This window comes from Dietzia aurantiaca (assembly GCF_021033825.1).
Lineage (GTDB): Bacteria > Actinomycetota > Actinomycetes > Mycobacteriales > Mycobacteriaceae > Dietzia > Dietzia aurantiaca.
This window is the reverse complement of record NZ_JAIFXZ010000009.1, coordinates 63,633-81,074: the sequence shown is the minus strand read 5'-3', so window position 1 is coordinate 81,074 and position 17,442 is coordinate 63,633. Positions and strand designations below refer to the sequence as shown.

Genomic DNA, 17,442 nt, shown 5'->3' with positions numbered 1-17,442 from the left:
GGCGTCGCGGCCGGACCCCGCGCCCCTGCACGCTGTACCGTTGTGGCATGAACCAGCCCTTCGGTTTCTCTGCCTCCGACGACGACGGGCGAGGCGACGACCGGGACAAGAGCCCGGGCGGCTCCGACGGCCCGGGTGGGCCCGGTGGCTTCGGCTTCGGTGGCCCCGGCGGCTTCGACCCCTCGCAGTTCGGCGACCTCGGCAAGATGATCTCCCAGTTCGGACAGATGCTCGGCTCCATGGGCTCGGCGATGTCCGGCCCCGGCAGCTCCGGCCCGGTCAATTACCAGCTGGCCCGCACCGTCGCCCTGCAGGCGCTCGGCCGCACGCCCGTGGTCACGGACGACTCGCGCACCGCGGCCGAGGAATCGGTCCGGCTCGCCGAGTTGTGGCTGGACGACACGACCGTGTTCCCCACCGGTGTCCACCGCACCGAGGCGTGGACTCCGCAGCAGTGGGTCGAGCAGTCGCTGCCCACCTGGGAGAAGATCTGCACCCCCGTGGCCGAGCAGATGAACTCCGCCACCAAGGGCGCCATGCCCGAGGAGGCGCGGCAGATCGCCGGTCCGCTGCTGGGGATGCTCGACCAGATGGGCGGCATGGGCTTCGGCATGCAACTCGGGCAGGGGCTCGGCAAGCTCGCACCCGCCGTACTGTTCTCCTCCGAGGTGGGCCTGCCGTTCGGTGACGACGGAGTCGCCGCGCTCTGCCCCACCGCGATCGACGCGTTCGCCGACGAGCTCGAGTTACCCCGCCAAGAGGTCGTGGTGTTCCTCGCCGCCCGTGAGGCCGCGCACCTGCGACTGTTCGCCGGCGCCCCGTGGCTACGCGCCCGGTTCCTGGCCACCGTCGAGGAGTACGCCCGCGGGATCCGCGTGGACACCTCCGGGCTCGACGATCTGGCCTCCGGTCTCGACCCGTCGATCCTCCAGGACCCCGCCAAGCTGCAGGAGCTGTTCTCCGGCGGTGAGGGCGCGATCGGTCCCAAGGTGACCAACGTCAACGAGGCGGCGCTCGGCCGGCTCGAGACGCTGCTGGCGCTCGTCGAGGGCTGGGTCGACGCGGTAGTGACCGCCGCGGTGGGCGACCGGCTGCCCAGCGCCGACAAGCTGCGCGAGATGTGGCTGCGCCGCCGCGCCACCGGCGGTGCCGCCGAGCAGGCCTTCTCCACCCTCGTCGGGCTCGAGCTGCGGCCGCGGAAGGCCCGCGAGGCCTCTGAGCTGTGGCGTCGTGTCGGCGAGGCCGTCGGCACCGAGCGTCGTGACGCCCTGTGGCATCATCCCGATCTTCTGCCCGTCGGCGAGGACCTCGAGAACCCGGCAGCCGTGATCGACCGGCTGCTCGACGAGTCCACCGGCGATTCGAGCGGCGTCGACGAGATCGAGCGGTTCCTGCGCGAATCCGGCGGTGGCGCCGGTGACGACGCCTCCGACTCCGAAGGGCCGCAGGACACGGCCTGAGAGGTGACGCCCCGGGACGGGCCGGCTGCCGGCGGCGGCCGGCCCGTCGTCGTCTCGTCGTCGTGGTTCTCCTCTACTTCCCGCGGGCGTCGGCGCCGGGCATCGGCGCCTACCCCGCGCTGTCGTCGATGAGATCTCCCATGCCCTCGCCCGGCTCCTCGTCCCCCTCGCCAGCCGATCCTTCGCTGGTTGCGCCGGACCGCAGCGCCCGCGAGTACGCCTCGAGGTAACCCATCGCCCGCTCTGTCCGGGGAAAACGTCGCACCAGCTGCCAGAACTCCGGCGGATGCCCGCCCGGAACCACCAGGTGCGCCAGCTCGTGAACCACCACGTAGTCCAGGACATACGGCGGCACGTCCCGCAGCGACTCACTGATCCGGATCTCCCGAGAGCCCGGTGAGCACGACGCCCAGCGCGTGCTCATGGCCGGCACCCACCGCACCGACGCCGGCACCACCCGGCCGCCCAGCCATTTTTCCGACAGCTCCCCCGCACGCTCCATCAGCTCGGCGTCCGAGGACCGCGTCCTACGTCGGCGACCCGACCGGGCCAGCTTGGCCAGCATCTGCGCGATGAGACGATGCTCCTCCGACCGGGGCAGACCTGCGGGCATGAGCACCACGACCGTCTCTCCCTCGACCCGCGCCGACACCGTGCGCTTGCGGCGCTTCGACCGACGCACGTCGATCCGCGGATCGTCAGGGCTCGTGGGCAGTCCGGTGTGGTCAGCGGTCGTGGGCGGCACGGCGACCACCGTAGACGACCTCGCCGACAGCACGAATCCACAGGCCGGATCGGGACCGCGCCCCTGTGGATAACCTGGTCTCTCCGAGGTGTTCCGCGGGCGACCTCGTGCCACGATGGCCGCATGAGCTCCCCGCCTGCGCCCTCGACAGTGGCAACCCCCGTCCGGGCTCGCCTGCGGCCCGGGACCGTCGTGGTGGTCCGCGACCCCGGGTCGGTGCAGGTCGGCCTGGCGCCCGACCGCGCGGTGGTCGTGCGCGCGCCCGCCCGCCTGGGGGCGCGCGGGTTGGCCGCGGTGCTCACCGGGTTGAAGGGTGGCGGCACCATCGAGTCGGCGGCCGCCCGCGTCGGGGTCGACGACGACGAGACGGCCGAGGTCGCCCGGATTCTTCTACGTCTGGCGGACCTCGGCCACGTTCGGCTCCACCGCACCGGCCGGCGGGCCTCGCGCGACAACCCCGCGGCGCCAGACGGCCCGCTCCCGTCCGGCGAGGGGCCCAGACCCGCACCGGTACGGCGAGTGCATATCCAGGGGGCGGGTCAGATCTCTGAGATCCTCCGCGGGCCGCTGTCGGTGAACGGCTGCCGGGTCACCACCGGCGCCAGCCCGGGCCTGACCCTCGACGCCGAGCGGCCACCGTGGCTTCGCCGCGGCCCCGCCCCCGACCTGGTGATCCTCACCGACACCGTCGCTGTGGACCCTGTTGTGACCGCTGTGCTCAACCGATCCGGGCAGACGCACCTGCACGCGTACTGCCGCGACGGACGGGTCGTGGTGGGCCCGACGGTCGTGCCCGGGGCCAGCCCCTGCCTGCGATGCACCGACCTGTTCCGGGCGCGGCAGGACCCGCGGTGGCCGTTCGTCGCCGCCCAGCTCGTCGACCACGCCTCCGAGGCCGGGGTCCCGGCGCTCACCGCGGCCGCCGCACTGGTGCTGGCCGAGGTGTCGGCGACCCGCCAGCCCGACGCGCCGCTCCAGACGGTCGGCGCCACCGTCGAGATCAATCCCGCGGAAGGTCTGTGGAAACGTCGGGAATGGCCGGTTGACCGGGGCTGCGACTGTGGGGCCACGACGCAGGCGCGTCCTCTGTCATGATTGTGTCGTGTCAGAACTCCCCCGCACCTCATCCCGACGTGCAGCTAGACTCGCGGGGCTGCCGCTGGGCATCGCCGGCCGCGCCGCAAGCTCCCTGGGCCGCCGCGCTCTGGGCCGCGGCGAGGGCGACCTGACCGAGGAACTCGCCGATCAGGCCGCCGAGCAGGTCTTCGCGGTCCTGGGCGAGCTCAAGGGCGGCGCCATGAAGGTGGGGCAGGCACTGAGCGTCTTCGAGGCCGGCATGCCCGACAGGTACGCCGAGCCGTTCCGGGAGGCGCTCACCAAACTTCAGGCCGAGGCACCGCCGCTTCCCGCGGACGAGGTCGAAAAGGTCCTGGACGCCCAGCTGGGCCTGAAGTGGCGCGACCGCTTCACGGAGTTCGACGGCGAGGCCGCGGCTGCCGCGTCGATCGGTCAGGTGCACCGCGCCGTCTGGTCCGACGGCCGCGAGGTGGCCGTCAAGGTCCAGTACCCGGGCGCCGACGAGGCACTGCGATCCGACCTGCGGCAGCTGCGCCGCCTCGCCCCACTGCTCCGGCCGCTCAATCCCGGCACCGACGTCAAGGGCGTGATCGACGAGCTGTACGACAGCGCGGTCTCCGAACTCGACTACCGCCACGAGGCCGACACGCAACGCGTCTTCGCCACCGTGTTCGCCGACGACCCGCAGATCCGCGTCCCCTCGGTGCTGGCGTCCTCCCCCAAGGTGCTGGTGACCGAATGGGCTGACGGCCGTGCGCTGAGCAAAATCTCCGTGGCGGGTTCGCAGGAGCAGCGCGACCGGGCCGCGGCACTGCTCGCGGAGTTCCAGTTCAGCTCCCCGGCCCGGGTCGGATTGATGCACGGCGACCCACACCCCGGGAACTTCGTGCTCGACGACGACGGCCGGATGGTCGTACTGGACTTCGGCGCGTCCATCCCGCTGCCCGAGGGGTTCCCTCCGGCGCTGACCTCGATGATGCGGCTCGCTCTCCAGAACCGGAGCGACGACCTGGTCGCGTTGATGACCCGGGCCGGCTACGTGGGCCGCGGGGGGCTCGAGCCGGAGGACGCGATGGCGTTCCTCGGCCCGTTCATCGAGCCGATGCGCGAGCCGACGTTCCACTTCGATCGCGCCTGGATGCAGGGCATCCTCGCGGTGTACGGCGACGTCTCGGGACGGGAGTTCCGCACGTCGCGCTCATTCACCCTGCCGCGCGAGTATGTGCTGATCCACCGGGTCCTGTCGGCATCCGTGGGCATGCTGTGCCAGCTGCAGGCGACCGCCCCGTACCAGCAGATCGTGCGGCGCTGGATGCCGGAGATCTTCGCCGAGGAGGAGTGAGGCGGGTCTCAGACCAGCGCTCGCCGTGGTGGCAACGCTCGCCCCCGCGTCAGCCCTCGCGGATTAGTCTCAGCACATCGTCGCCGTACTCGCCCAACTTGTGGGCCCCGATCCCGCCGATCCGGCCGAGGGCCCGGGTGTCGGCCGGCCTGTCGCGCGCGATCTGCGCCAGGGTGCCATTGGTGAAGACCGTGTAGGCGGGCTTGCCGATCCGCTCCGCGGTGTCCTTACGCCAGTCCCGCAACCGCTCGAACAAGCCGGTGTCCACCTCGACGGCGCAGTCCGGGCACAGACCCAGCGCCCGATGCATGGGCCCGGTGAGCTTCTCCCCGCAGCTCCGGCACCGGCCCTTGTCCGAGGAGTCCGAGCTGCGCCTGGGCGCCGCCGGGGCCCCTGCCGGGCGAACCGGATCGAGGAAGCGACTCGGTCGCCGGGTCGCCCTGCCTCCCGCGCGTCGGCTACGGCTCCACGACAGCGACAGGTGCTCCCGGGCCCGGGTGATGCCCACGTACAGGAGCCGGCGTTCCTCCTCGATGGCATCCGGCCCGGCGTTGATCGCGTGGCTGATGGGCAGACTGCCCTCGTGGACCCCGATGAGGAACACCGCGTCCCACTCCAGGCCCTTGGCCGCGTGGAACGATGCCAGCGTGACCCCTCGCTCGTCGGGGGCGTGACGTGCGGCGGCCCGCTCGCGGAGCCCGGCGACCACCGGCAGCACGCCGGGCCGGGACTCGGCGGTGGCGATCTCCTCGGCCAGCCCGACCAGTGCGGTCAGGGCGTTCCAGGTCTCGCGGGCCTGGGCACCGGACGGCTCGGCGGCGGTCAACCCGATGGGTTCCAGCACCCGCCTGATGGCCGCCACCACCTCGGTGGGGTCGGTGAGCCGGGCGCCCGCCTGCACGGTCGCCTCGTCGGAACCGTCGACCATCCGGTCGATCGTCGACATGGCCCGTCGGATCACGGGCCGCTCGAAGAAGCCCTCCCCGCCCTTGAGCCGGTAGCCGATCCCGGCCTGCTCGAGCGCGGCCTCGATCCGTTCGGACTGGGCATTGACCCGGTACAACACTGCGATCTCTGACGGGTCCAGGCCGCCGTGGACGAGGTCTGCGACCGCGCCAGCCACGGCCTCTGCCTCCGAATCCTCGTCGGCGTACTCGTTCAGCTGCGGTTCGGGGCCCGGCGGCCGCATACCCGTCAGCGTCAGCCCGGCACTACGGAAGCGACCGGCACCGGCGCCGATCACGTCGTTCGCCAGGTCCACGACCTGCGGAGTCGACCGGTAGTCCGACTCCAGCCGGACCACAGTGGCACCCGGGTACCGGTCGGCGAAGCCCAGCAGGAAGTCCGGCTCGGCCCCGGCGAACGAGTAGATGGTCTGGTTGACGTCCCCCACCACTGTGAGATCGTCACGTCTGCCGAGCCATGCGCTCAGCAGGCGCTGCTGGGCAGGGGTGACGTCCTGGAACTCGTCCACGACGAAGCAACGGTAGCGATCGCGGAACTCCTCCGCGATCGCCGGGACGTCCTCCACCAGATCCGCCATGTGCCCGAGGAGATCGTCGAAGTCCAGCATCCGCACCGGGCCCGAGACCTTGAGATCCTCGTACGCCCGGAACGCGCGCGCGACCTCGGGAGCGGGGACCGGCAGATCACGCCCCAGCGCGAGCGCCTGCTCGGCGTAAGTGTCCGGGGTGAGCAGGCTCGACTTGGCCCAGCCGATCTCCGTGAGCACGTCTCGGATGGTCTCGGTGCTCGGATCCAGGCCCACCCTGCGCACCGCCTGGGCCACGGCCCGGAACTGCCCGTCCAGCAGCTGCCACGGCTCCTCCCCGTACACCCGGGGCCAGAAGTACGACAGGTTCCGCAATGCCGCCGAGTGGAAGGTCCGCGCCTGGACGGGCCCGGTTCCCGCGTCCGCGATGCCGAGCCCGGCAAGCCTCATCCGGAGCTCTCCGGCCGCGCGAGCCGTGAACGTCACGGCCAGGACCTGGTCGCCCCGCACGTGACCCGTGTTGACCAGGTGCGCGATACGCCGGGTGATGGTCCGGGTCTTACCCGTGCCGGCGCCGGCGAGGATGCAGACCGGTCCGCGCGGCGCGAGCACGGCGTGACGCTGCTGGGGATCGAGGCCCTCGAGCACGGATCCGGCACCGCCCGGACGTGACCCGGCCCGCCCGACATCGCGGTGCGGGCCGGACTGCTGTCCTACCCGCTCCCCGGCCTGCTCACAGTCGGCCCTGCCTCCCCCACCTGCCCGCTGCATGTCACTCACGCCCCCATCGTGGCATCCCCGTCCGACATCATGCCCCCGGCCTCCCCCGGGGATGATTCGCCGGGGCGCGGGCGTTGGATCCGGACATGAGTGAAGTGACGACACCCGAGACCACCGGACCGTTGACCCTGTTCACCACCACGTGGTGCCCCTTCTGCACGAGGTTGAAGAAGCTGCTGGACGAGAAGGAGATCGGCTACGCGGAGATCGACGTGGAGTCCGACGCCGAGGCCGCCGCGTTCGTCGAGAGCGTCAACGACGGAAACCGGGTCGTGCCGACCGCCCTGTACTCGGACGGCACCACCGCCACCAACCCCCCGGCCTCGCAGGTGCGGGCCAAGCTCGCCGAGCTCGCCGGAGCCTGATCGAGGAGCGGTCAGGCGCCGCCGTCGCGATCGACCGCCGCGACCCAGGAGCGCAGCATCACGTGCGCGATGGAGACCGGCGGCGCCACCATCAACTGCCCGTGGCCGTCCAGCGCCGCGCGCACCTCGTCCACGTCGAACCACCTGGCCTCGCTGATCTCCTCGTCCTCGAGGGCGATCGGCGCAGCCGGGTCCGCCAGGGCCTGGAAGCCCACCATGAGCGAGCGCGGGAACGGCCACGGCTGGCTGCCTAGGTAGCGGGCCCTGTCCACCGCCACGCCCACCTCTTCGGCGACCTCGCGGCGCACGCAGCCCTCGAGTGACTCGCCCGCCTCGACGAACCCGGCGACGTGCGAGTACATCCCGGCCGGCCAGATCGGTTGCCGCGCGAGCAGAACCTGCCGGCCCCCGTCGTGGACGAGACAGATCACGGCCGGGTCGGTCCTCGGGTACTCGGGGCCGCCGTGGAAGGCGTCTTCGATCGCCCACCCCGCGTCGACCCGCTTCGGATGGTGCTGAGGTTCGCGCCCGCGGACGTTGTCGCGGTGCCAGCCGAGGACCGCGACGGCCTGCGAGGCCAGCGATCCGTGCCCCTCGATCAGGTCGGCTCCGCATCGACGGAGGTTCGTCACCGCCGGGTCGTCGGGCAGGTCCTCGGCGCTGACCGCCCAGATGTGGCGTCCCTCATCGGTGGAGCCGAGGAAGACCGCGTCGTCGGGAAGCGTCTCGGCGAACAGCATCGCCGGTTCGAACAGGATGCGTTGCCGGCCGTCTCCGGCGGGTTCGACCGCGAACCGGTTGCGCTGGTCGATGCGCATCACCCGCGCGTCAACCCAGCCTCCGGCCAGCGCTTCGGCGTTCTGTCGGAGGTTCGCGGCCCGTTCGGGAGCGGCCACGGACAGCACCGGGTCGGAGTCGAGCATGAAGTCCAGTGGCATCGCAGATGAGTCCTTATCACGGGTCGAGGGGGCTGCGACGAGCCTAGTCCGCGACCGGTGTCAGCCGGAGACCATCCGGATGTAGAGCAGCCTGTCCCCGGACTCCAGCGCGTCGGCCTCGGGCTCGTTGACCTTGATGAGCTGCCCCTTGCGCACGACCCCCAGGACGAGCTCGGCCAGATGTCGCGGTGAGCCGCCGATCTCCGCCTCCTCGACGCGGCGTTCTGCGATGGAGAAGCCCTCGTCGGGGGTCAGCAGGTCCTCCATCATCCCCACGACGGTCGGGGTGATGGTGGCCAGGCCCAGGAGTCGTCCGGCGGTCTCGGCGGAGACCACCACGGAGTCCGCGCCGGACTGTTTGAGCAGGTGCTTGTTGTCGGATTCGCGGACTGTCGCGACGATCTTGGCGTTCGGTGCGAGCTCGCGGGCGGTGAGGGTGACCAGCACCGCGGTGTCGTCCGTGTTGGTGGCCACCACGACGGCCGCCGCGCGGCTGACACCCGCGAGTTTGAGGATGTCCGACCGGGTCGCCGAGCCCTGGACGGTGACGAGCCCGCGGGCGGCCGCGGCCTTGAGCGCCTGGGGGTCGGTGTCGACGACGACGATGTCCTCCGGCGAGATCTCATCGGCGAGCATGGCTGCAACCGACGACCGGCCCTTGGTGCCGTAGCCGACGACGACGGTGTGATTGCGCACGAGACTCCTCCAGCGCTGGATCTTGAATGCCTGTCGGGACTGTTCGGTGAGCACGGACAGTGTCGTACCGACGAGCAGGATGAGGAAGACCAGGCGCAGCGGGGTGATGATCACCGTGTTGATGAGCCGCGCCTGCTGGGTGACCGGGGTGATGTCACCGTAGCCGGTGGTGGACAGGGAGACCGTCGCGTAATAAATCGAGTCGATGACCGTGAGGTGGCCGTCGGCTCCCCCGCCGCCGTCGTACCCGTCACGATCGAGGTAGACGACCACGGCCGCCAACAGCAGTGCGAGAACGGCGATGAGGATCCGCTTGCCGATGAGCCGCCACGGACTCTCGGCGTTCTCCGGGATGCTCACCACGCCGACGAGGATGTGGTCCGGGCTCTCGTCGATCGGGTCACTGTCACGGAACCGGGACGCGAGCACGCGCTTCCTCACCATCGGCTACTCCGTTTCCGCGACGGTCTCTTTCCGAGACGCCTCACTCTAGACGGACAATCGTTTCCTATGGCTCGCCCCCCGGACAACAACCGGGTCGGCCCCGTCGCGGAGAGGCACCGCACGTAGACCTCCGGAGAGCCGGCCCCCGCCCTATCGCTACCCCTGCCCTATCGCTGCCCCGCCCCCGGACGCGCGGCGCGGCCCGTCGGACAGCAACCGCAGGAGTTCGTCGGCGCCCGGCAGGTCGGCGGGCTCGATGGTCCGGCCCGGCCGCACATAGTGGAACGCGGCGCGCACTTTCTCCAGAGGCACCTCACGCCCCTGCCTCCCGGAGAGGATCTGCGCCCACGCGAACCGATAGACCGCCAGCTGCAGGGCGATGGCGGGCATGTCGGCCTCAGCGGGGACCCGCCCGGTCTTCCAGTCCACGACGACCCACCCGTCGCCGTCGGCGAACACCGCGTCCATCCGACCCCGCAGCAGGTGTTCACCGAGACCGACCTCGAACGGCACCTCCACCGCGTGCGGTGTCTTCCGGGCCCATCGTGATCTCTCGAAAGCCTCCTGGAGTGCGGTGAAGTCCGCCTCGGACAGCCCGTCGTCGGCCCCCTGGTCGCCCGCCCCGGGCAGGTCGTCGATGTCGAGCAGATGGGTGGCGCCGAACCGGTGCTCGAGCCAGGCGTGGAATCGGGTCCCCCGGCGCGCGAAGCGATCGGGGCGGAACGGCACGGGCCGGCGCAGGCGGTCGGCGAACGCCTCGGGGTTCGCCGCCATGGCGACGACCTCCCCTGCGGTGAGGCGCCGGGGCAGGATCACCTGGTCGCGCAGTTCGGCGGTGCGCCGGGCGTCGGCCAATAGCGGCGCGGCCTCGAGGTGCCAGCGCCGCGCCGGCCCGGCATCGGGTGGGTCCTGCGATTCGGGGTCCACCGGAGCCGCGGCGTCGACGGCCCGGGCCGTGGCCAGGAGGTTCGGAGCCACCTCACGAGGCCAGGTCGCCTCGATCCTCCGCGAGGTGGCGGGGTTGGTGGGGCTGGGGGCGACGACGACGTGGTCGATCACGCCCACCGGCCGGTCACCGCGGCACGCCTCCAGAGCCTCGTCGAGGAACTCCGACGGCCCGCGGGGCGCGGCTGCTGCGCCGACCCAGTGCGACCCGGACAGCAGGAGCGTCTGCTCGGCCCGGGTGACCGCCACGTAGTACAGCCGCCGGTCCTCATCGAGCGAACGCCGTCTGACGCGGTCGATGTGGCCGCCCAGCGCGGTCTCCAAGAGCTTGCGGTCGGTGACGTCGTCAAGTCGTGGCACGGGGACCCCGCCCGGGTTCTCCTCCGATTCCCGGTCCCCGCGAAGCTGTTCGGGAAGCTGCGTCGCGGTCCGGAGCGACGTCTCGGGCGCCTGGCCGGAGGGGAAGATCCCGGTGGACAGGTGGGGCACCCCGACGATCTCCCACTCGAGCCCCTTGGCCGAGTGGACGGTGAGGATCTGAGCGCGTCCGGGAGCCGCCACGACCTCGCCGCGGGCGAGCCCTCCGTCGACACTGCGGGCGAGATCGAGGTACGCGAGGAACGCGTCGAGGCCTGTCCCGCTCTCGGGCCGGAATCCGGCCGCGATCTCCTGCAGCTGGTCGAGCTGTTCTCTGGCGTCGCCTCCACCCGTCCGCTGACGCAACCGCACCTCGGCGTCGAGACCGAGGGCCTTCTCGGCTGCGGCGGCGAGTCGGGCCGGTGGTGCGGACGCGCGCGAGCGGAGCGCGGAGACGATCCCGGCGAGTTCGTCGATGCGGGCGGCGCCCGCAGCGCTGTAGTCCTTCTCCGGGCCCGGGTCTGCCAGGGCATCGGCCAATCCGGCGGTGTCGATCTCCTCGCCGCGCGCGATGTCGTCGAGGATCTCCTCGAGCGCGCGCAGGTCCGTCACGACACCTGTCGCGGGCACGGAACGACGCAGGGACAGAAGCGCGGCGCGGCGCGCGAGGGCCGCGAGGTCGGTGGCGCCGAGGGCGAACCTGGATCCGCTGAGCAGTCGCAGCAGCGCGGCCCCGGCTCCGGGCCGCGCGACCACGGTGAGAAGTGCCACCACGTCCGCGACCTCGGGGATGTCGAGCAGCCCGCCGACGCCCACCACCTCGGCGGGGATGCCGCGTGCCTCGAGGGCGTCGGCGATCGCGGCCGAGTCGCCGTTGCGCCGCACCAGTACAGCCGCGGTGGGCACCCGCCCGGCGTCGATCGCGGCCCGGTAGCGCGCCGCGATCTGGTCGGCGAGCCACGCCCGTTCGTCGTCGACGGTGTCGTGTACCGCCACCAGCAGGTCGGCCGGCTCGGCGCCCGGCCTGGCCCTGAGCTCCGGCACGCGGATCGAGCCGGGGCGTCCGCGTAGCGGTTCGGTGATCCGGTTCGCCAACTCGAGGACCTCGGGCGGGTTCCGCCACGAGGTGGTCAGCTCCCGCAGGTGCGACCCGCTGCCGTCGGGCAGGGGGAAATCCTCGCGGAACCTGTCGAGATTGGAGGCCGATGCCCCCCGCCATCCGTAGATGGACTGCATGGGGTCGCCGACGGCCGTCACCGCCGGCACCGGATCCGCCCCCTCCCCGAACAGCGAGGACAGCAGGACCCTCTGGGAGTGCCCGGTGTCCTGGTACTCGTCCAGCAGCACGACCCGGAACGCCCGCCGCTCGGCGAGGCCCACCTCCGGATGGTCCCGCGCGACGGTGGCGGCCAGCGCCATCTGTGAGGCGTGGTCCAACGCCGACTCCGAGCGCATGCGCGCCGCGACGGCATCCACGAGGTCGGCGAGCTCGTCGCGGTGGCCCTGCACGTCGGCGCAGCCACTCAGCCAGGCCGTCGGGGTGTCCTTCTGCCGCGGCCCGGGCGGGAGCGTGGCGATGAGCGTCGTGACAAGGTCCGGGTGGGCGCGCAGATCGTCGGTCGTCACCAGGTGGTCGGACAATTGGCCCGCGAGGGCGAGCACATCACGGGTGATCTTCGCCGAGCCGGAGCCGGTGGTCAGCGGGCTCTCCCACCGCGAGACCACGTCATGGGCCAGCTGGAACGCGGCCGTCGGGGTGAGCAGCCGGGAGTCCGGCTCGACCGGCACCAGCAGTCCGTAGGAACCGAGGAGGGTCCCGGCGAAGGCGTGATAGGTCGAGATCTGCGGGTCCTCGGTACGGATGGCCTCGGCGATCGCCGGATCCGCTCCGGGACCCGTGCACAGCTGGCTCCTCGCGAGCGCCTCGAGGCGTCGACGAATCCGCCTCGACAACTGTTGGGCCGCCTTACGGGTGAAGGTCAGGCCCAGGATCTCCCCGGGTCGGGCGTAACCGTTGGCCACGAGCCACACCACCCGGGCGGCCATGGTCTCGGTCTTGCCGGCTCCTGCACCCGCGAGTACCAGCGTGGGCTCGGAGGGGCCGGCGATCACCTCGGCCTGTTCCGGCGTCGGCCGGTGGATGCCGAGGGCGTCGGCGATCGCGGCGGGGCTGATGCGGGCGCTCATCCGGTGACCTGCTCTCCCTCTGGCTGCGCCGGGCAGCTCGATCTCACGTCGCAGTGGTCACACCATGAGCCGACCCGGGCGGTGTACTCCGGCCCGACAGTGGAGCGTCCGGCTTCGACGACCCGCTCGTCCAGGGCGGCGGCGGACTCGGGGCCCAGCGGGTCCTGGACCCGGTCGGTGGGCAGCTTGCCCTCACGCCCGGCGAGGTACAGCAGGAGGCCCCCGCCCGGTTCGCGATCGCCGGCGGAGGCGACCGCGCCGCGCGCGACGGCGAGTTGGTAGAGCGCCAACTGCGGATGGGCTGCCGCCTCGGCCTTGGTGACAGCGCTTCGGCCGGTCTTGATGTCGACCGGGACGACCTGTCCCGCCTCGGTTGCCTCGAGTCTGTCGATCCGTCCACGGACCCGGACATCACCGGGAACGTCGAACTGGAACGGCTCCTCCACCCCGGCGGTCGTGTACTCGCCGCGGGTGGCGCCACGCCAGCGGCGGAACGTCTCGGCCATCTCGGCCATCTCCTCGGCTCCGCGTTCCGCGAACCAGCCGCGTGCGAGCGTGAGTGCCTCCGCCCGCCGCCGCACCACCGCACGGATGGCGTCCTCGGGGACCCCGCCCTCGACGGCCTGGGTGAGGGCGTGGACGGCGGAGCCGCGCACGAGCGCCGCCGCGGAGCCCGAGTCGGTGGAGTCGCCCTTGATCTTCTGCAGGAACCAGCGCAACGGGCACTCCTCGAGCGTCCCGAAACCTGAGGGGGAGAGCACCGCGAGGGACTCACCCTCGGCGGCCGGGAACGCCGGGGTGCTGGTGGAGGACTCGGCGGCGCCGAACCAGGCCCCCGGGTCTGCCTCGGCCACCCCCGCATCCCGCAGGCCCGCGAGCAGTCCCGCGGCATGCGTGGCGTCGGCGGGATCGGTGGCCGGGTCGAGCAAGGCCGCCCTGAGGTCGACCACCAGGTGCGGGAGGGTGAACACCGTCGGCGCGTGCCGGGCGGGACCCGGCAGCGGCCCGAGCTGGCCGGACGGGTGCCCCGCGGTGGCCAGGTCGGCGATCTCGTCGACGAACCGGGACGGCGCCACGTCCCCCTCGTCCGGAGATTCCACGGCGGTCACCAGGAGGTGGTCGCGGGCGCGCGAGCACGCCACGTAGAACAGCCGGCGTTCCTCGGCCGACCTCGCGGCCGAGGAGGACACCGCACGCTCGGCCTCCGAGGGCAGGGGCCCGTCGCCCGCGAGCTCGGTGAGGTCCACCAGTTCGTCGACCCCGAGCAGGCCGGAGCGACGGCGGGGGGCGGGCCACACCCCGTCCTGGACGCCGCACACCGCGACCGACCGCCACTGCCTGCCGACGGCGGCGTGGGCCGACAGGATGCTGACCGCACCGGCCCGGCCCCGGGTGTCGGCGCGGCGGGGAGCGGGCAGATCGGCGCCCGAGACGATGTCGCAGAAGAGCGGGACGGAACCGCCGGGCACCCGATCGACGAAGTCCGCTGCGTGATCGAACAGCGACACGACCGCGTCGAGCGAGCGGTCCGCGGACCGGGACCACGCGTCGGCGGCGAGAGCCTGGCGGACGAGTCGGCGTTCCAGACGTGCCGACGACCAGGCCTCCCAGAGCACCTCCTCCGCGCTTCCGCCCGCGCGGAGCCGCTCGGCCACCGCGGCGCGTGCGTACCGGATCCGCGTGATGGGCGCGAGTTCCACCACGGTCAGTCCCGGGGGTGTCTCGTCCCCGTCCGCGAGAACCAGCCGCCGCAGCGTCGTGGCGCTCGGCTCCGCCCCACCGATGCCCGAACGACGGATCCCGCGCCGCAGGCGCCGCATCGCCACGGCGTCCGCCCGGCCGATCGGTCCCGCGAGCAGGGTGAGGATCCGGTCCTCGTCGGTGAACTCGTCCCCCTCCGCGACCGAGCGCAGGAGCAGCAGCAGTGCCGCGACCACCGGGTCGTGCGCGGGCGGGAGCTCGGCCCCCGCGTCCACGACCGGCACCCCGGCGGCGTCCAGTGCGGCGAGCAGTGCATCGGCGACCCGCGGCAGGGAGCGGGTCACGACCGCCATCTCCGAGTAGTCCACCCCGTCCAGGACGTGCCGACGGCGCAGGAAGTCCGCGACCAGCGCGGCCTCCGCCGCCGCGGACCCCGCGACCGCGACCTGCACGGCCCCGCCCCGCCCGGGCGCTCCCGACGAACCGACGGCTCTGCCCGGCCCGACCCCGTGCTCCCGCGGCCGGTGCCGGGCCGAGCCCGGGAGCCGGGAGGCGACCCGCGCGGCGACCGCGGCCACCTCGGGCTGCATCCGATGCCCCACGGCGAGATCGACCGCGTGGCCGCCCTGGTCGATCACGGCCCGGGCCAGGCCGCCGTCCGCGCCGCGGAAGCGGAAGACCGACTGGTCCCCGTCCTCGGCCACCACCAGCACGTCCGCCCCACCGCCGATGGTCGCCACGAACTCGGCGGCCAGCGGATCGAGGTGATGCGCGTCATCAACCGCCACGAGGCGGCGGGAACGGAACAGATCACGCAGGTCCGGGTCCGCGGTCAGGGCGTCCAGCGCGGCACCCACCAGTTCGGCGGCGTTGAGCGCCTCGGGCACGTCGGACTCGCCCCCGCGCACGCCGGAGCGCAGCGCCATCTGCTCCTCGTGCCGACGGAAGAACCCGGCCGCGGCGACCCATGTGGGCCGGCCCGCGCTCCTGCCCAACCGTGCCAGTTCACGCGGCCCGATCCCCCGCTCCAGCGAACGCAGCAGCAGGTCGCGGAGCTCGCGCGCGAACCCTACCGTGGACAGTGCCGGACGGATCTGTTCGGGCCAGTGCGGCGCACCGTCCGCCAGCTCCCCGAGCAGGGTCTCGCGGATCACAGCGTCGTGCTCCGCGCCCGTGCGCAGCCGCGGCGGCGGGGCGTCCACCCGCGCCGCGGCCAGGCGCACGACCGCGTGGGCGAGCGAGTGCACCGTCCGAACCGGGGTGTCCGTGCCCACGACGAGCCCCGGCGGCAGCCCGCGGGTGGTCTCCTCGAGCAGGTCGGACGCCGCGCGCGCGGAACCGGCGAGGACGAGCACGCCGTCCAGCCCCACGCCCGCGAGGACCGCCTCACGCAGCATGTCGACGATCAGCGAGGTCTTGCCGCTCCCCGGCCCGCCGCGCACGACCCACCGCTCCTGCCTCCGCTGCGGAACCGACCAGTCACGACCGACGAGCTCCGCCACCTCCGCTGGCCACGAGCGCGCTCCGCCCACGGCACGGCTCGACCGGTCGGGGGCGCCGGGCGCGTCAGAAGCAGTGGTCGCGTCAGTGGCGGTGGAGGCGGTCTCTGTCACGGCTCGATGAGACCACACGCCTACGACATCCCCCCGCCCCGCATCCGTAACCCCCGACGTCTGCGCCGCGGTCCCGGCCCCGCCGCGCACGACGGCGGGTCAGCGCAGCGTGTCCTCGAGCATGACCGGGCGGCAGGCGGTGCGCGCGACCACGGTCATGACGGCCAGCACGGCCGTGAGGAATCCGAGTCCCGCGGCGAGGCCGGGGCCGTCGAGCAACATCCCGAACACGATCGGGCCCAGGCACGCGGCGGTGTAGCCGACGCCCTGGGAGAAGCCGGACAGCGCCGCCGAGCCGGCCTGGGTACGGGTGCGCAGGTTGATGAGTGTCAGGCACAGCGGGAAGGTGCTGGGGCCCACGCCGAGCAGGCAGATCCACAGCCACGGCGCGACGCCGGGCGCCCAGAGCAGGCCTGCGAAGCCGGCCAGGTAGGCCACGACGGAGACGACGACGACGGCGTACGGATCCTCGAAGCGACCCGCCACCCAGGGCACGACCAACGCGGCTATGAGGCCGATGGCCGAGTACACGGCCAGCGCGAGACCCCCCTCGGCACGCGACATCCCGATGGATTCGGCCACCGCGGGAAGCCAGGTGAAGAACGCGTACGTGCTCAACGAGTTGGTGCCGAAGAACAGAGCCAGGGCCACGCCGACCGGCGAGCGCCACGGACGGATCCGCTGCGGCTGCCCGGTGGGGCCGGCGGCGGACGCCGTAGGGCCGCCGGTGGGCGTTCCGGGCCGCAGGATCTCGATCATCCAGGGGATCGCGGCGACGACGGCGAGGACCGCCCACCACCCGATCGAGACCCGCCAGCCGGCGGCCTCCTCCACCGGCACCGCCACGAGTGCGGGCACGACGGTCCCGAGCTGCAGGCCGGTGATGTAGGCCATGCTCACGGCGGCCACGTGCCGCGGGAAGTACTTCTTGACCAGGGGCGGGGCCACCACGTTGCCGATCCCCATGCCGGCCAGGGCGATGATCGAACCCGCGCCCATCACCCAGGGGTCGTGGGCGACCGCACGCACCAGCTGGCCGATGGCGGCCGCGGCCATGGCGAGAACGGTCATGGCCTCGAGGCCCATGCGACGCAGGGCCACCGGGGTGAGCACGCCCCAGACCGCGAACATCGCGGTGGGGATCATCCCGAGCAGGCCCATGCCGGCGGCGCCGAGACCGATCTCGGCGTCGATCACCCCGAGAAGCGGGCTCAGGGAGGTGACGGCGGTGCGGAGGTTGAGTGAGACGAGGACGACCCCGACGAGGGCCACGACAGGGACGGCCACCGCGCGGGACCGA

General features: G+C 72.6%; 11 protein-coding genes. 4 read left to right on the top strand and 7 right to left on the bottom strand.

The annotated features are described in order from the left end of the window. The first annotated feature begins 47 nt into the window (after positions 1–47). Positions 48–1,460: a zinc-dependent metalloprotease gene (locus tag K3888_RS10895; protein ID WP_230930288.1), complete on the top strand. Its 1,413-nt coding sequence runs from the start codon at positions 48–50 to the stop codon at positions 1,458–1,460. Positions 1,461–1,569: 109 nt separating this feature from the next. Here K3888_RS10895 and K3888_RS10890 read toward each other — a convergent pair whose 3' ends face one another. After that, positions 1,570–2,205 carry a M48 metallopeptidase family protein gene (locus K3888_RS10890; protein WP_230930287.1) on the bottom strand — a complete coding sequence of 212 codons (636 nt, stop codon included), beginning with the start codon at positions 2,203–2,205 and terminating at the stop codon, positions 1,570–1,572. Between the two features lie 123 nt (positions 2,206–2,328). On the opposite strand from K3888_RS10890, the gene K3888_RS10885 reads away from it, so the two are divergent. Both K3888_RS10885 and K3888_RS10880 read left to right on the top strand, forming a co-directional pair. After that, positions 2,329–3,300 carry a hypothetical protein gene (locus K3888_RS10885; RefSeq protein WP_230930286.1) on the top strand — a complete coding sequence of 324 codons (972 nt, stop codon included), beginning with the start codon at positions 2,329–2,331 and terminating at the stop codon, positions 3,298–3,300. Positions 3,301–3,307: 7 nt separating this feature from the next. Then, positions 3,308–4,624 carry an ABC1 kinase family protein gene (locus K3888_RS10880; RefSeq protein WP_230930285.1) on the top strand — a complete coding sequence of 439 codons (1,317 nt, stop codon included), beginning with the start codon at positions 3,308–3,310 and terminating at the stop codon, positions 4,622–4,624. Positions 4,625–4,673: 49 nt separating this feature from the next. Here K3888_RS10880 and K3888_RS10875 read toward each other — a convergent pair whose 3' ends face one another. Continuing rightward, positions 4,674–6,887: an ATP-dependent DNA helicase UvrD2 gene (locus K3888_RS10875; RefSeq protein ID WP_230930364.1), complete on the bottom strand. Its 2,214-nt coding sequence runs from the start codon at positions 6,885–6,887 to the stop codon at positions 4,674–4,676. 95 nt (positions 6,888–6,982) lie between these two features. Here K3888_RS10875 and K3888_RS10870 point away from each other — a divergent pair, with 95 nt between their 5' ends. Next, positions 6,983–7,261 (top strand): mycoredoxin, encoded by a 279-nt coding sequence (locus K3888_RS10870; RefSeq protein WP_230930284.1) that lies wholly within the window; start codon positions 6,983–6,985, stop codon positions 7,259–7,261. 11 nt (positions 7,262–7,272) lie between these two features. Here the strand turns inward: K3888_RS10870 and nudC are convergent, their stop codons facing one another. The 5 genes from nudC to K3888_RS10845 form a co-directional block, all read right to left on the bottom strand. Further along, positions 7,273–8,199 carry an NAD(+) diphosphatase gene (gene nudC / locus K3888_RS10865; protein ID WP_230930283.1) on the bottom strand — a complete coding sequence of 309 codons (927 nt, stop codon included), beginning with the start codon at positions 8,197–8,199 and terminating at the stop codon, positions 7,273–7,275. Positions 8,200–8,259: 60 nt separating this feature from the next. After that, a complete protein-coding gene (locus K3888_RS10860; protein WP_230930282.1) occupies positions 8,260–9,339 on the bottom strand; it encodes a potassium channel family protein in 1,080 nt (359 codons plus the stop codon). 156 nt (positions 9,340–9,495) lie between these two features. Next, complete coding sequence (locus K3888_RS10855; RefSeq protein ID WP_230930281.1) at positions 9,496–12,828, bottom strand: ATP-dependent helicase; 3,333 nt, start codon at positions 12,826–12,828, stop codon at positions 9,496–9,498. Further along, complete coding sequence (locus tag K3888_RS17870) at positions 12,825–16,142, bottom strand: PD-(D/E)XK nuclease family protein (protein WP_230930280.1); 3,318 nt, start codon at positions 16,140–16,142, stop codon at positions 12,825–12,827. The genes K3888_RS10855 and K3888_RS17870 overlap by 4 nt, the downstream gene beginning before the upstream one ends. 99 nt (positions 16,143–16,241) lie before the next feature. Continuing rightward, positions 16,242–17,429 (bottom strand): MFS transporter, encoded by a 1,188-nt coding sequence (locus K3888_RS10845; RefSeq protein WP_230930279.1) that lies wholly within the window; start codon positions 17,427–17,429, stop codon positions 16,242–16,244. Positions 17,430–17,442 lie beyond the last annotated feature (13 nt).